This window comes from Phaeobacter sp. JH204B, from assembly GCF_048055755.1.
Classification (GTDB): Bacteria; Pseudomonadota; Alphaproteobacteria; order Rhodobacterales; family Rhodobacteraceae; genus Phaeobacter; species Phaeobacter bryozoorum.
The window spans coordinates 212,027-226,500 of the sequence record NZ_JAYMXF010000002.1; the positions used below are offsets into that span (position 1 = coordinate 212,027).

Annotated in this window: 12 protein-coding genes; 8 read left to right on the top strand and 4 right to left on the bottom strand. The window is 47.8% G+C overall.

Annotation, left to right across the window (positions count from 1 at the left end; translation table 11 throughout):
• Positions 1–15: 15 nt before the first annotated feature.
• From VXL81_RS01020 to VXL81_RS01035, 4 genes are all read left to right on the top strand, one after another.
• On the top strand, positions 16–1,803 hold the full coding sequence (locus VXL81_RS01020) for a type IV secretory system conjugative DNA transfer family protein (RefSeq protein WP_416552558.1): 1,788 nt from the start codon (positions 16–18) through the stop codon (positions 1,801–1,803).
• A 62-nt stretch (positions 1,804–1,865) separates the two neighbouring features.
• Complete coding sequence (locus VXL81_RS01025; RefSeq protein ID WP_416552560.1) at positions 1,866–2,501, top strand: hypothetical protein; 636 nt, start codon at positions 1,866–1,868, stop codon at positions 2,499–2,501.
• 37 nt (positions 2,502–2,538) lie between these two features.
• A complete protein-coding gene (locus VXL81_RS01030) occupies positions 2,539–2,847 on the top strand; it encodes a hypothetical protein (RefSeq protein WP_416552562.1) in 309 nt (102 codons plus the stop codon).
• A gap of 33 nt (positions 2,848–2,880) precedes the next feature.
• The gene (locus VXL81_RS01035) at positions 2,881–3,510 is read left to right on the top strand and encodes a hypothetical protein (protein WP_416552564.1); all 630 of its coding nucleotides are present in this window, start codon (positions 2,881–2,883) and stop codon (positions 3,508–3,510) included.
• 110 nt (positions 3,511–3,620) lie between these two features.
• Here VXL81_RS01035 and VXL81_RS01040 read toward each other — a convergent pair whose 3' ends face one another.
• On the bottom strand, positions 3,621–4,664 hold the full coding sequence (locus tag VXL81_RS01040) for a hypothetical protein (protein ID WP_416552566.1): 1,044 nt from the start codon (positions 4,662–4,664) through the stop codon (positions 3,621–3,623).
• 118 nt (positions 4,665–4,782) lie between these two features.
• A complete protein-coding gene (locus tag VXL81_RS01045; protein ID WP_416552568.1) occupies positions 4,783–5,334 on the bottom strand; it encodes a recombinase family protein in 552 nt (183 codons plus the stop codon).
• A 190-nt stretch (positions 5,335–5,524) separates the two neighbouring features.
• On the opposite strand from VXL81_RS01045, the gene VXL81_RS01050 reads away from it, so the two are divergent.
• Positions 5,525–6,328 carry a hypothetical protein gene (locus VXL81_RS01050; protein WP_416552570.1) on the top strand — a complete coding sequence of 268 codons (804 nt, stop codon included), beginning with the start codon at positions 5,525–5,527 and terminating at the stop codon, positions 6,326–6,328.
• Between the two features lie 44 nt (positions 6,329–6,372).
• On the opposite strand, the gene VXL81_RS01055 is transcribed toward VXL81_RS01050, so the two are convergent.
• Positions 6,373–6,879, bottom strand: coding sequence for an antirestriction protein ArdA (locus VXL81_RS01055; protein ID WP_416552572.1), 507 nt, complete (start codon positions 6,877–6,879; stop codon positions 6,373–6,375).
• Between the two features lie 802 nt (positions 6,880–7,681).
• Here VXL81_RS01055 and VXL81_RS01060 point away from each other — a divergent pair.
• The 3 genes from VXL81_RS01060 to VXL81_RS01070 are packed head-to-tail and all read left to right on the top strand — an operon-like array spanning position 7,682 to position 11,435.
• Positions 7,682–8,929 carry a dsDNA nuclease domain-containing protein gene (locus VXL81_RS01060; protein WP_416552574.1) on the top strand — a complete coding sequence of 416 codons (1,248 nt, stop codon included), beginning with the start codon at positions 7,682–7,684 and terminating at the stop codon, positions 8,927–8,929.
• 2 nt (positions 8,930–8,931) lie between these two features.
• Positions 8,932–9,495 carry a hypothetical protein gene (locus VXL81_RS01065; protein ID WP_416552576.1) on the top strand — a complete coding sequence of 188 codons (564 nt, stop codon included), beginning with the start codon at positions 8,932–8,934 and terminating at the stop codon, positions 9,493–9,495.
• On the top strand, positions 9,495–11,435 hold the full coding sequence (locus tag VXL81_RS01070) for an AAA family ATPase (RefSeq protein ID WP_416552578.1): 1,941 nt from the start codon (positions 9,495–9,497) through the stop codon (positions 11,433–11,435). Before VXL81_RS01065 ends, VXL81_RS01070 begins: the two co-directional genes overlap by 1 nt.
• A gap of 122 nt (positions 11,436–11,557) precedes the next feature.
• Here the strand turns inward: VXL81_RS01070 and VXL81_RS01075 are convergent, their stop codons facing one another.
• Positions 11,558–14,086 (bottom strand): DEAD/DEAH box helicase family protein, encoded by a 2,529-nt coding sequence (locus tag VXL81_RS01075; RefSeq protein WP_416552580.1) that lies wholly within the window; start codon positions 14,084–14,086, stop codon positions 11,558–11,560.
• Between the last annotated feature and the right edge of the window lie 388 nt (positions 14,087–14,474).

Sequence of the window (14,474 nt, forward strand, 5' to 3'; positions counted from 1 at the left end):
AGAAGGAATATTCTTTTGCGAAATCAGAACACAGCATTGCTCTGGCAGGTCGCTGCTGGGGTGATCCTTTTGGGCTTACCTGCTGAAGCACAACTCTTCTCAGGTCAGAGTTCTTCTTCTGGAAACGGTGCAGAAGCTGGTTTGCGTATTGGCTTGGTCCTTGCCTCAACCGCCATCGGTTTTGGTTTAGGTTGGCTCACTACCGATCAAGCACGAAACGCCCGTCTTATCATAGGCGGAACCATCGCCGCGGTCGTGCTCATGATGGTTCTGCTGATGGATAATGCGCTTGGATGGAGCATGGCACTGGCTTCATCATTCCTTGGGTTTTCCGTGGCTCTCGGCTGGTGGGCGCGAGCTGGACTAAGATCGCTTGCTGAAACTCCCACAACGTTTGGTTCGAGCCGTTGGGCCAATGATCAAGATTTGGTCAATGGTGACGTTCTGGGAGATGAAGGCATTGCTCTCGGGGAAACACTAACTGATCCCTCCGTAGAAAATGACTTCATTTCATACAAAGGTGATCGCCATCTTTTCACCGTTGCCCCGACTCGTTCTGGAAAAGGCACAACCCAAATTATCCCCAATCTGTTGACCTATGAAGGGTCTATGCTGGTAATCGATCCCAAAGGTGAAAACGCAATGATCACGGCCAAGCGTCGAAATGAGCTCGGCCAAGAAGTACATATAGTGGATCCTTGGGGCATTGCTCATGTAGAGGGTTTTGAACCGTCAATGTTCAACCCGTTCGATTGGTTAGATACTCGTGACCCTGATTTACCCGAGAATGCCATGCTGCTTGCTTCTGCTCTTGTTGTTGAGGGCAACAGTAAAGACCCATTCTGGGACGAAGAGGCAAAGGCGCTGCTTCAGGGTCTAATCATGTATGTCGCAACAGACCACGAGGAAGATGGCAAACGTCATTTGCCTCGTGTTCGAGAACTGCTCGTTCAACGTCAAACCGATCTGAATGAACTGTTTGAAAAAATGGCACAATCTTTTCACCCTATCGTACGCAGTACAGGAGAGCGCAGCCTTCAAAAAGAAGAGAAAATGTTTGCCAGCGTCCTTGCCTCTGCACAGTCTCACACGCACTTTCTGGACAGTGATCGCATCGCAGCCAATATGAAGGCGTCTAGCTTCAAGTTCGAAGATCTCAAAACAAGGCCAATGACGGTTTTTCTGGTTTTGCCCGCAGATCGTTTGAATACCTTTGGTCGATGGTTGCGCTTGCTAGTGCAGCAAGCCATCACAGTGAACGCGCGGAACATCGAAGTAAAACCAACCAAACCCATTCTGTTTATCTTGGATGAGTTTGCCGCTCTGGGTAAGCTCAGCATGATTGAGCAGGCTTATGGCCTGATGGCTGGATTTGGGATGCAGATTTGGGCGATTATTCAAGATCTGAACCAGCTCGAGAGAATTTACGGCAAAGGATGGCAGTCATTCATCGCCAATGCTGGGATGATCAACTATTTCGGATCTTCTGATAAAATGACCGCAGAGTATTTCTCTAGCTTGTGCGGAGAAAAGACCGTTTGGAACATAAGTACCGCACTGTCCAAAGCCATCGGCAGCAGCACGGGTTCGGGGCAAGGTGGTGGCTCTTCATCGACAACGGATACGACCAGTGACACACATGCCGCCGCTCAGCGGAAACTGATCTATCCTGATGAGTTGATGCGCCTCTCAAAGGGACAGCAGCTTGTTCTAATCGAAGACCTGCCGCCCCTGATGGCCAAGAAAGTTCCGTGGTTCGAAGATGAAGAGCTGAAGGAACTCGGCTGCAATCTGCAAAATTGAAAATTTCAGCGGGTGGAGCTCTCCATCCGTTTGACCTCTACGGAAGAGGAAGGAACCAGATCTTGACGCAAGACAATAGCAAGCACCCGAAAAAGCCCTTCAACGAAGCCGCAGAGAAACTAGTGATGGAGGTCGTGTTCGTTTCAGATATGGACGATACGTTGGACAATGACGCCGAAGCACCATTGCGTGGCAACACAGATCCCAAACACGACCCCAAGAATGTTAAAAACAAAGGGCTTACACCATCAGGAACGAACTCCCCGTTTGGACGTCCACGGACGCAAGGGCAGGAAATGGTTAAACAAGCCAAAAGTCCAAGTGGTCAACCCGCCAACAAGGAGAGACAAGAAGAACTCTTGAACGGAAATCATACCGTTGAGGACGTGTTTAATGGGCTAAGAGTACGGGCAACCCTTGCGGACGAACCCTTTGAGGCAGGAATTCGCGGTGGTCGCATCGAACAGCTTGTCGTCACCGAAGGCGAGCGAGGGCATGAAGTAGAGCTGGCCCATTTTCTCGGCGGCGACTGGAAAATGCCCCCTGAGGCGTCTCCAGTTCGTCAAGCAGTCATGGACGCTGTTGTCGAATACGACCCAGAATGCATGAAAACGAAGACAAGATCAGAAGGACCTGACAAAGAGCAAGAAAGGGAGTTCCGAAAAGATAACGGTGATAACAAAAGGCATTCTCGATAATCTGGATTTAGGTCATCATTTGTGACATAATAACTTTATGGATATATTCGACAATGACTTTCTACCAGATGGAGAATGGACATCAAGATACGTCAAAAACGCCTTTGGCATAGATGAAGCGATTAAACTTCCTGTCACACATTGGAAGCATTTTGACTGGCTGGCTTCGAATGGTGCTGACATGGATCAGTTTACGATGGAATGCGATGTGAACCGCCATATTGGGCAACCCTACCATATCAGTTTCTCAGGGTATGTTTGCAAAATGCTAGTCAATGACGAAGCTCATCGCCATCGTTCAGGCGAAGATGTGCCGTTGTACATCAACCCATATCGACCCTTGTGACGCTATCGTCACCTAATTCCTTTCAGAGAACCAATGGATAGAAAAACAGAAACCAAGCAAATTGCAGGTCACCTCACAGCCGACGATTGGAAGCTACGCAAGAAGCAACTTGAAGACTCCCCAACAGAAGATAATTGGGCGCAGGCATACGAAGACTTTTTCCGACAGAGGTTAGGGTTGCGGTATTTAGAGCCAATATCCTTACTTCAGAGGGAGGGAAGCTTTCAAGGTGAGGGATTTTCAATAGTAACTATTCAGTGCGCCCTCATAGAGTTCTTGGAAGCCACTCGCCAAGGCATCAATTATCGGTACGTTCGAAACCGTGACCAACTTGGAGAATATGAATACAATAGAAGCGGCGCATTGTTCTCATCGTTCCTTTCAGGCAACCTGCCTTTTTCTGACTACTTCAACGACGATAGCGCCACAGAGTTTTATAAGTCGGTTAGGTGTGCGTTACTTCATGAGGCCAGCACCAAGAATGGTTGGAAAATCTGGGCTTCGGGTACGAAACCTGTAAACATCGAAAACAGGACCATGTTCCGAGATGCCTTTCAGAGGGCGTTACTAGAGTACATTGAATGCTACGGTCGAGAGCTGCTCACAGATGCAAACTTACAAGCCGCATTCATTCGGAAGTTTGATCATCTCGCAGACACCTGATCATAGCTTCATCGACGGATACGACCTACAGTTAGCCCCTACTCATTGTCCAAAAATATTGAAAACCGTAGGATTCAAAGCGTAAAGCACACTTAGAGCATTCACCTCCTCTATTCGTAAGGTAAGTGACCCATCAACTCTATCATCAAGTCGCCGTCTAGAACCTCAAAGGGGATATCTAGATAATGGTCTGGGTGACGCGGTTTTGCTTTCCCATCGTTGGGTGCGTTACGCGTATGCCCCCTCACTTTCTCACCAGAAGTTTTTATGTAAGGCAAGATTACTAATCGGCCATGATTTCGTGACTCAATAGTTCCACCAAACCAAGTCGCCTCCCCTTCACCACTCTTCCCGTTGGAAACTTGCTTCACCTGCCATCCAATGTCTCCATCTTCTTCATACCAAAACACTAACCCATTGCAGACAAGTGCTTTCTTACCCTGCGCAAGAGCTTCTGCAAGAAGCCTCTTGACCTGCGCCAACTGAAGAAGCTCATTTGCACGAGGTAACAGTATTCTTCTGATTTCCGACTTAGTTTTTCCCCAGTGGGAAAGAGCACTCAGCCCAAATGGGTTAGCAATGCGGGCACGATAGGCAGTTTGGGCATGCTTCTTTGTCAGGTTGTACGGTTTTGACCAGGTATCGTTTGAACCCTTAAACAACACCCGCCGAGAACCTCCCTCACCAACCACAGCAATCGAAAGGGATGGGATCGTTCTCAGAAGATCGTACAGTTCCTGACGATAACCTTCGCTCTTGAGATCTAGAACAAGATGATCAATGCTTGGAGCTTCATTTGCACCGTCACGTGCGATTGCTTGCTCCTCCATAAGGCGCTCTTCGTCGAACAACCTATTCTTAGCTTGCACAGCTTTCTCAACCTTTAGGTTTAGCGAGCTCTGTTCCGCTCCCGACAAACCAATCTTACCGACTTCTTCGGACAAGCTGTTGTTCAGCGCTTCTATGTACGAACGCATGCTTTCAATATCGTCGTAGCGATCCATACGAACGAAACCTTCATTCGTAGGTACTAGGCGCATTCTCCAAGTCGGCCTATCTTCGCCGTTAAATACAAGCTCTTCCACACGCCAAGTTTGATAGTAAGGATCGTAAGTTGGAGCAACGGCTAGAATTGTGTCCAATCGCCGTTTCATGTCTTCCCACCTCAATACGCACCTCCCAAAAATTCTTTAATTAACAGTCCGCTACGGTAACACAGCGGCGCTCTCAGGATCAAAGGATCTTTCGGTCCACGATTGAAATATCATCAAATCACAATAACCTAGCAGGAAACACCTCTAAGCGCCCTGTTGTCACCTTACCCCTTCGTTTTGGGCGTCCAACATGAACACCTCGCGCCTTGGCGGCGGCCATTCCTGCCTTGGTGCGCTCAGAAATCAAACTGCGTTCATACTCCGCGAAGACAGCCAACTGGCCATAGAGCATCCGCCCCACGGCAGTTGTCGTGTCGATCCCTTGCGTAATGGCCTGAAAACCCACGCCGCGATCCCTGAGGTCGCTGAGCAGAGTTAGAAGATGGATCGTGGATCGTCCTAGTCTATCCAGTTTCCAGACCACCAGCGTGTCGCCTTCGTCGAGACTGGCAAGCATGTCATCCAACCCACGCCGTTGAGTTCGTGCACCTGACACACCGTGGTCACCATAGATGACCTCACAACCCGCTGCTTTCAGCGCATCATATTGCAGATCCTCGCTCTGATCTTTGTCTGAGACGCGGACATACCCAACCTTGCGCCCCTGTCGTTTGCCGTTTTCCATCTCTAAATCGTAGCGAGCAAAATTGTTCTCACAAGCCGTTTTCATGGCGATTTTCCTCTTTGCAAAAGGGGTCCCTTTGCAAGCCGCTCTGTGTATGGGTTTCATCGGTCCGCCGCCGCCAAAAAATCTGTGGAAAAACAGTGGCCGCAGACTCCGATGATGGTGATGTGTTACCCTTATCAAAAGGGACCCCTTTTTGACTGCGCCGTTCAAACTCGTTCCTTGAGGTGCAGCAATGAACCAGCAAGTAGCCGTCCAACAGCTTGACGATGAGACAAGCGACCCAGATGTGTTCACCCACGATTTTGAAGCTGACGACGTGGTGTTCTTCACCCGTGATGCTGGGTTTGCGATCAATGTTTCAAAGGCCAGATTGATCATCTTCGAAAAGGCCTTGGGACTTTGGAACGATGAAACGGTAAAGCTCCATATGCTGCGCGGGGCAAGAGAACACACTCCTTCAACAGCGGGTGACATGTACTATTCGTCTGGTGTTGGTTCACGAGCCATTGGCCAATCCGTTGCCAATGCCATACGTGCAACCGTTGATGCCGCGAAAATCCGCAATGGGACGGGTGTTGAACTGAGCTTCCGTTCCGTGAACAAGCCAGTGCTCTTTCTGCAAGTACTCGACGGTCAAACCCGTATGAAACTCATGGAAGCCCTGCGGCAGGTGCTAGAGGACGGCAGAGTATACACGGCGTATCGGGAGATATCCGATGACGTCAAAGAAGCCTTTCGCGAACGAACCGACGAAGAAATTGAGCAAGGCGAAATCCAAGATCAGCAAAGGCAGGCAAGGCAGGCCAAGCGCAAACGGGCGTTACGGGTTTCTTGGTCAGCTTATGCTCTCATGGCCTTGATAGCAGGTGGATTGGCGTCGCCAGCATTTGATCACTTTGGACATCTGGTGTTCTCAGACGCGCAAACGAATGCGCATTTTGCAACGGACTATAAGATCGTGTTCTTCTTAGCCCTTGTCGTTGCATTGCGCATGATGGTCGGGGTGGCAAAGCGCGTGAGGTTTTGGTTTGCCTAGCTGCCTTCGTGAGGCAGCCTGTGGCGCCAGAGATATTTAGATGTTCACACCGCTCGATAAATCAGGGTTTCACCAGCGATCTCGGTTTCTGTGTAATCGAATTCCAGATCACGGGCGATGGCGTGTATGTCGATATAGCCGCTGAGTTGATCAGGAATATCGCCAAAGAAACCCTCATCAACAAACTGCTCCGCCAACTCTGTCATGCTCTCCACATGATAGATGTCGATGTCAAAGTTGTCAGGAAAAACCGTTTCGGGATCGAACTGATACCCGACCTCACCAACGGCGATGATGAAGACTTTCTTCTGGTAGTCTTCCCAATCATCACAGGCATTGAAGTAGCCACCGATATTGACCTGATTGATCCCCCACGCCTTGGCCAAGGCACAGTCGATGTCATCACCATCGATGAACTGGATTTCGTATTCTTCGACTGGATCGCCATAGGCGTTGCGGTTCTTTCCTGCCTTGCTGGCGTAGTCTTCCAAGCTGTCAAAGTAATATCCGTTTGCGTTTATGTCGTATGGTTGTGCGTGTAGCTGCGGCATGTCTTTTCTCCTCTCGTATCTGACGGGTTGCGCATGCAACCATCTGGCTTCCGCCGAGGAGCTGGGGTGCAAGGATCAAAGGTGCCGCAGGCAGGACCAGAGCCACGCGGAGCTGCAATGCATATGAAGCGAGCATGGCGAGGACCCACCCTTTGAACCGCGCGGGGGCGGCAGCCCTAGTCAGTCATGGGGGTATTGGGGGAACGGACAGGTTTCCCTGATTGCGGATCAAACGCGCAGATCGTTTTTTCGGGTTCAGCTTCGACAAGCTGGCGGCATTCAATCGGCGGACGGTTGATCTGGGTTCCAAGGGGCAGGAACGCCCCTAGGTCGATGGGTGCAGGGAGAGCGAAATCTCACCTGCGAGGGATCAAACACCGATATGTTTGCATGGTCGTGACTGGCTCAATGCCAATCTCGACCATCCGCTTTGGGGGATACAACGGGGGAGCGCAGCAGCCCCCTTGTCAAGATCGTGTGGTACTACCACACACATCTTGCAGCACGACTTAGTGCTGTGAGATGGCCGCAGGGATCGCAGCGAATGGTGTCATCAGATCCACATCTCACAGCAAACACTAGGTCGGAGGTCAGCCCGCAAGGGGTGCAGCGCATGCGTGCCGTTTGAAACTTCCTCGATCCAACTCAAATCCTTCGGATCGTTCGACAAAGATAGGTGATTTTCCGAAGCAGTTTTAACAGAAGCAACTTGTGGACAGCAGGATAGGATCCCTTGACCACCCCCACTGCGCCACCTACCGTAAGGGGATAAGTCACTGAAGAAAATTTACAATAGGTTGCAATGAACAAAGGGCATTCTCCAAGCACAACTTTAGACACGAAGGACCCGGGGGACGACACTCTTGAGCGCTACAAGTACCAGTGCAGCGTTGCCGCGATAAACTGCGTTCGCTTGCTGACGGCATCGACGAATGTCGTACGTGTAGTATGCGAGAATTATGAGGACATATTGATCGAGCACTCCGACGGATCATTTGTCGGCCTCCAAGTAAAGACCAGAAAGATCGACCTTGATGCCTTCAAATCCACGGACCATGCAGTAATCAAATCACTGTCTCGTTTTTGCGCGCTGGATCAAATGTTCCCGGGCAAATTTACCGCTTTCGATTTTTCTACAAATCACTGGTTTTGGGAAACATCCCAAAACGAAAAGAACCTTCCTTGGCTTATAGATAGGATCAAAGAACGGGGCAACGTGAAGAGATTGCCAAATACAAATCCACTGCGAAAATTTGTGAAATCCATATGCGAAACATCGACTTTCACAGAGGAACAGGTTGTCTCCACTCTCTGCAAGACCGTTCTTAACTGTCGTTCTGAACCAGTTTCGGTCATCGCAGTCAGAGTTAGAGAAGCTGTAGGAAGCTACCCTGCAACAAGCGAATTAACATTTAGCCAAAACGCTAAAGTGGCCGAAGACTTAGTGAATTTGACCTTTCAAGCCTCATCCAAGAAGCTGGATGGCGAAGTGACCGATTTGTACGCTGCAGGAGTTTCGTTTGATGCTATACTAGACGCGCATACACTCGCAGGAAAATGCATAAGAAAGGATCAGGTTGAGAGGCTCCTTGTGCCTCCCAAAGATTCATCTGAACCGCTAGAGCTTTCAAGTCTCGTTCCCATAGAAAGCCTGCCGACCCACCTCGCCGTGATGGTACAAAAACTGGACAAAGGTGGATTGCAGGCGGCTCGAATTGAACAAATGAATGATCTGGTGCAATCATTTCAAGCACTATTATTTAGATGGATCAACAAACACGGTGTAAAACAAGCTGAAGCGAGGTATCAGACCTTACTCGCTACGGTCAAATTTGAGTGCACAGAAGCTCAGATCGCCAGTGAAGCCCCCGACACTCAGTATGCTCCTCGGATGTACGAATTATTATTTGAGCGCTTGCGTGCACGTGTTGCTGAAGAACACGTTGACCTCCATGGCTGTCGACCAGAGCACCTAATGGGCGCTGCCGGAATGCTAACTGAACAATGTAAAACTTGGTGGTCACCAAAGTTTAAAATTGAGAAGGCATAGCAATGGCGCTCGATTTTTTTGAACTAGTTTCCTCCTTAGACCAGAACGAAGACATTCATCTTGCAAGAATATTAGTTCTTCTTGAATCCTTTCAGCGCGCAGACGAACCTGCAATTGTAGGTATTACAAAACTTGCGAAGTTAGATTTCCTACTAAGGTATCCGTCTTGTTTTGAAAGAGCTATGATAGCTAGAAAAGTATCGCCAAGAAACCTTCGTATAGCAGAATTTGAACATGCCACTATTGAAACTAGCATGGTTCGCTACCGCTTCGGCCCTTGGGATCATAGATATCGAAAATTCCTCAATATTCTTGCAGCTCGAGGTCTTATAACACTCACAGTAGAAGGTCGAACGGTGGTCATCGATTTAACCACTAAGGGGGCCGAACTAGCACATATACTGTCACAATCAGAAGAATTCGAAGACGTTAAATTTCGGGCTGGACTGCTTCGCAAACACCTAGACCTCGGTGCAACACGCCTTATGGAATTCATCTACGAACAATTTCCAGAACTAAATAACATGCAACTCAATACTGAAATTGAGTTGAGGACACTCGCATAATGAAACTGAAGATAGAAAACCTACAATTACTCTGCAAGAACAGTGAAGAAGACGTTCCCTTTGGAGAACACATCTCCTTCTTTCACGGGGAAATGGGGGCAGGAAAATCAACAATCGCCGAAATGGTGAATTTCTGCTTGGGCGGGAAACTTGTAAACACACCTGCCGTTTCGAGCGAAGTTATCTCAGTCAGATTGTTTCTAAAAGCAGCAAACACGGAACTCCTCCTTGAGAGGGACCTTCGCTCAACGACTTCTGTAGTCGCAAGTTGGAAGAGTGAAGACGAAATAGGACGTTTAGACTTACCCTTTGATGCTGGCACTGAGCCCCTATATGGCGAGGAGGTTTATAACTTCAGTGACTTTATCTTTCGCCTTCTTGAAATACCAATTCTAAAAGTTCGCAAAAAGAAAGATGATCCAGATTCTCAACTTCATCGAGTGAGTTTTCGTGACTTTTGGAAGTTCTGTTATCTGGATCAACCAAATTTGGATTCCAGCTTTTTTGTTTTAGACCAACCCATTCGCGCGGAGAAATCCAAAGACGTTTTGAAGTATGTTCTTGGGATGCATAGTGATCGATTGGTCACTCTTCAACGTCAACTCAGCGAGGCGCGGCAAAAACAAAGAACATTAAGGGAAGCAGCGACACAAATACATGACTTTTTGGCACGTTTCGGATTTAATTCAGAGGCAGAGATTGACTTACAGTTAGATGCTGTCAACAGCTTGACTGAGCCTCTTGAGATTGAAAAAGAAGAGCAGTTACGCTCCTCGTCCAAGAGGAAGACTGTCTCCGACTCGGATAGGGAGGAATTTTCCAATTTAGATCGTCAACGCCAGACGAAAGCTGAAGCAGTAAATGATATTTCCAGTAAGATCTCTGAACAAGAAAGCTTGATCGCCGAATTTCTGAGTATGAAGTTTAAGGCCGCTCGATCATCTCTTGCAACTGAGATATTGAAAACCTCCGAGTTCAATGCTTGCCCATCTTGTGGAACGGACGTGTCACATAGACATGATGCCGAAAACTGCAATCTATGCACGTCGCCTCTAGCAGACGCTCCGGGAGGGTTCAGTCAGAAAAGGGCTGTCATAGAGCAGGATCTAAACGATCGTATAAGCGATCTGAAGCAATCTGTACGTCGCTTAAAACGGTCTCTCGAAGTTCAAGCACGTGAACTTGAGCAGGTTAGCGAAGCTCGTCTTGTGGTACAGCACCGAATAGATGCGAGTCGAAGGGAACTGGAATCGGAATACATCAAAGCTGCCCGTAGAGTTGAATCCAAACTTGGTGCACTAAACGAGCGCCGCCGATTTCTTGTACGAGTTAGAAAGATGCCTGCGGAAATCGAGGAAACTAGAGAGAAGGCAGACAAGCTTAGTGAAAAAATCAGCAAAATTAACAGAGAGATAGAAGAGGAAGAGGCTCGGTTCGAAAACGGCCGATCTAATGTAAAGGCTCTGGAAAAAAACTTTAAAAAGGTATTGCTAGCCATCCACTTTCCAGGATTGGGCGAAAACGACACTATTTCCATCAACCTTCGATCCTGGATTCCATACATACTTCCAGACGGAAACGACGAACGAAAATGGTCATTTGGCGACGCTGGGAGTGGCGGAAAAATGGTCCTGTTCAAAATGTGCTACACCCTCGCTTTGCACTTAACGGCACGAGAGAGAGATCTTCCAATACCAAAGCTCATCGTCATAGACTCGCCGATGAAAAATATTACCCCCGACATCAATCCAGATGTATTTGAACATTTTTACAAGGAGCTCTATCGCCTTCTAAGCAATGAGTTATTCAGCTGGCAATGTGTGATCGTTGACCAAACATTCTGCCCATTCGAAGGGCTCGAAACCGGTGTGACAGAGCGAAAGCTCACGAAGTCTGATCCTGACCATCCACCATTGATCGGCTACTACACCGGTCACTAGATCCCAGTCATGAGACTACAATCTAAGCAGTGAAAAACCGCCCCACCGCTCTCCCCTCCAGTGCGTAAATGTTGGAGGGGAAAGAACGCTCTTAGTTACGAATACGTTACAGCTAGATAAGACTACTTGCTCTTCTTGACTTCACACCCAAATGCATTGCTAAAAGCATTTGAAGTCAAGCTGTATTGTCCAAGCCTCTTGGCCACCTCTGAAACGCTCTTCGAGATGTCCGCATTCGCAATTTCGGAGGCAAATCCCTGAATGGATTTTCTAAGTTTGTTCAATCCTTTTTCATCGATAACCATCATGCCCTGAACGGGGCTCGCAGCCTTTCGGAGAAACGTTTGTGGGTGGAACATGAGTGGTATGAGATGCTCACTTTGATACTTGCTCTTAAACCATTCAACTGACTGACCCAGCTGACCGGCATCATGCTTGGAGATACCGTCATCAGAGGTCACGCCATTCTTGCATTCGATGACCAAAAACCGACCTTCTGGCAAAGCCCACAAGTTATCAGGACCTTCGTTGAACTCCTTTTCTGGCCTATGTCCGTTTAAACCAATAAACCTAGCCAGATCATTTACCGCAGCCTCAAATCGATCAGCGGACACTCCTTCGAACTGCAAATCTGAACATAGCGCGTTAGCAAAGAGTTTCATTTCTACTGCGTCAATAAAGCGTTCCTCATGAAACTTAATAACGTTGGCAGCTTGCTGTCCTGTCGCCGGCGTCAGTTTCTTATACTTCGAACCTACCAAAGGCTTCATCACACCCCGCTCCAATGAATGCGCTTTTGTGAGCGTTTTTTGAGCGCTAGAAGCATCAATATTGTGCTCAATCGCAGCCTTCTTAGTTAAAAGCCATGCCTGCTCCTGCTCGTCTTCGATCTCATTTACAGCATCCGAAATAATTTTTACCGCATCTTGAAGTTGATTTGATCTAGCTGCACTAAACGCTTTGCTCAAGGCGATTTTTGCGGAGTCAAAATTCAAACTATCATCCGCATCAATTCCTATCAGAACTTTTTTACTTACTTTAACCCAGCCTGCATCACGGTTTAAGCACTGAAGGATCACATCGTGAATTTGGGAAATTGACGGCTTTTTCAACTTCCTCGCAATCTTTCTGGAGAGCCCCAGTTGGGCTCGGGTGGCTGGAGTTAACAAGCGCTCACCTTCGTGGGACCTTACTCTTCCAGTAAGTTTCGGCCCGAGTAGTAACACAGCACAATAATCATCGTTGGATCGAACACCACGTCCCATTCCCTGCTCTATACGCTCTATTTGACGTCGAAGATCGAGAGAAGAATCACTCAGAACACTCTCATCAATCAGCTCGGAGTATGATGTGACTTCCGGCAATCCTGAAATTGCCAGAATCCTGCATGCAGAAGCAGGCAAATCGATACCATCATATCGGTTCACCAAAACTGTAAGGCCGACGTGTGCGTTCTTCAGCTGGGCGACACCAGCGGCCACACCATCACCGACTAGAATCTGATCTGCCACATCCTCCCAAGAGCTAGAAGCATGAACAGAGGGGACGATAACGACGACGTTATGCTGCTTTGAGAAGGAACTAAGCATCCCTTTGATATCTTCGGGGGTGAGATCAGAATTCAGCTCCTGAGGCATCAGGATCATTCTTTCTCCCATAGACTGTGAAGACGTTGGAACCAGTGGCTCTCCAAGCTTTTCAGAATCTGCACCAAAGTGTGTTGCGAGGACACTGTCATCGGAAAGTGTTGCAGTCATGTAAATCCGGCGCTTTGCTCTTCGAAACGAAGAGAAAACATCTATCGCAGGAAAAGGAGGTTCAATTTCAAGATTTTGACCACCAATTACACACCGGCAAAGCGGCAATAATTCCTTCAAAAGCGGGTAAGTAAAACACAAGTCGTCATCATTTCGATGTCTTTGAAGAATTTTTAAGATGTCTGAATGATGTGCTGACCAAGTCCAAAATGGAACTTCCATTATCGCTCGTGGATCACCCTCCTCAACATCGAGAAACTTGGCCTCATTGTAATCGACCATATCCTGCCGAATGCTCTGAAGAATATGCTTGTAAGCTTCGTGACCATTCGGAAGAACTATTCTAAACTGATCCGATATTGTCGAAACACACGCGTGGGCGTCATCCACAACGACAGAACCTATTTTTATTTTTTGTCCGGCATCCGCTGCGCCAAAAACAGACCTACCGTTAAATAACTTATAAACGTTGACTACGCATATTTTCTCTCCAGCCTCGTAGCTTGGATCTCTGGGATCGTCGGTAACTTCGAGACCAAGTAGCTTCGCTTCCTGTAGAACTTGTTGAGTTAGCTGTTTATCGGGCGTAACAAAGAGAGCAGGCCCTTTCCCCTCATTTAGGGAGCTTTGAAGAAGCATAAGACCAACCAACGTCTTTCCACTTCCAACATTGAGCTTAATTATATTATCTCGGTTATCCCGACTTTCAAACCAAAGTTTCATCACTTCAGATTGAATATCGCGAGGGAACGAGAAATTTGATGCCTTATTTAGAGAGAGGAAAATGTCGCGCGGATTAATAACGGCATCATCGGCTTCATCCATCAGTTCTTCAAAATCAATCGGCATCAGTGTCTTCCTAAAATTCATTTTTGACTTATCAGTAGAAGTCATTCTACCATCCCCAAGACCTGCGTGTCTCAGGCCTCACAACTTAACGCATTGGTTGTAGGCCTGCAACTTGCTACTCCTCGTTTTGCACAACCATCATTCAAACTATCCCTCTGATATTAAAAATATATCTGACAATCACCTTTCATACCGAGGCGACCAATAATGTGTTTGAAAGTGACCGGAACACCCTCTCAAAATGCTTCAAGTGCTCTTGGTTCCCGCTCTAAGCACCTGTTAGACCAAGTACATTCAAGCTGGGTGCCTGACGACGGCTTTTGGGCGTACGCTGAACAAAGTTTAGAAGGCTTCACAGTCGGAGTATCAACCGGCCTCCAAAACGCGATAGTGCGACTTTGGGCAAAGGTTTCTTCATTGGAAAGCAGCTTGA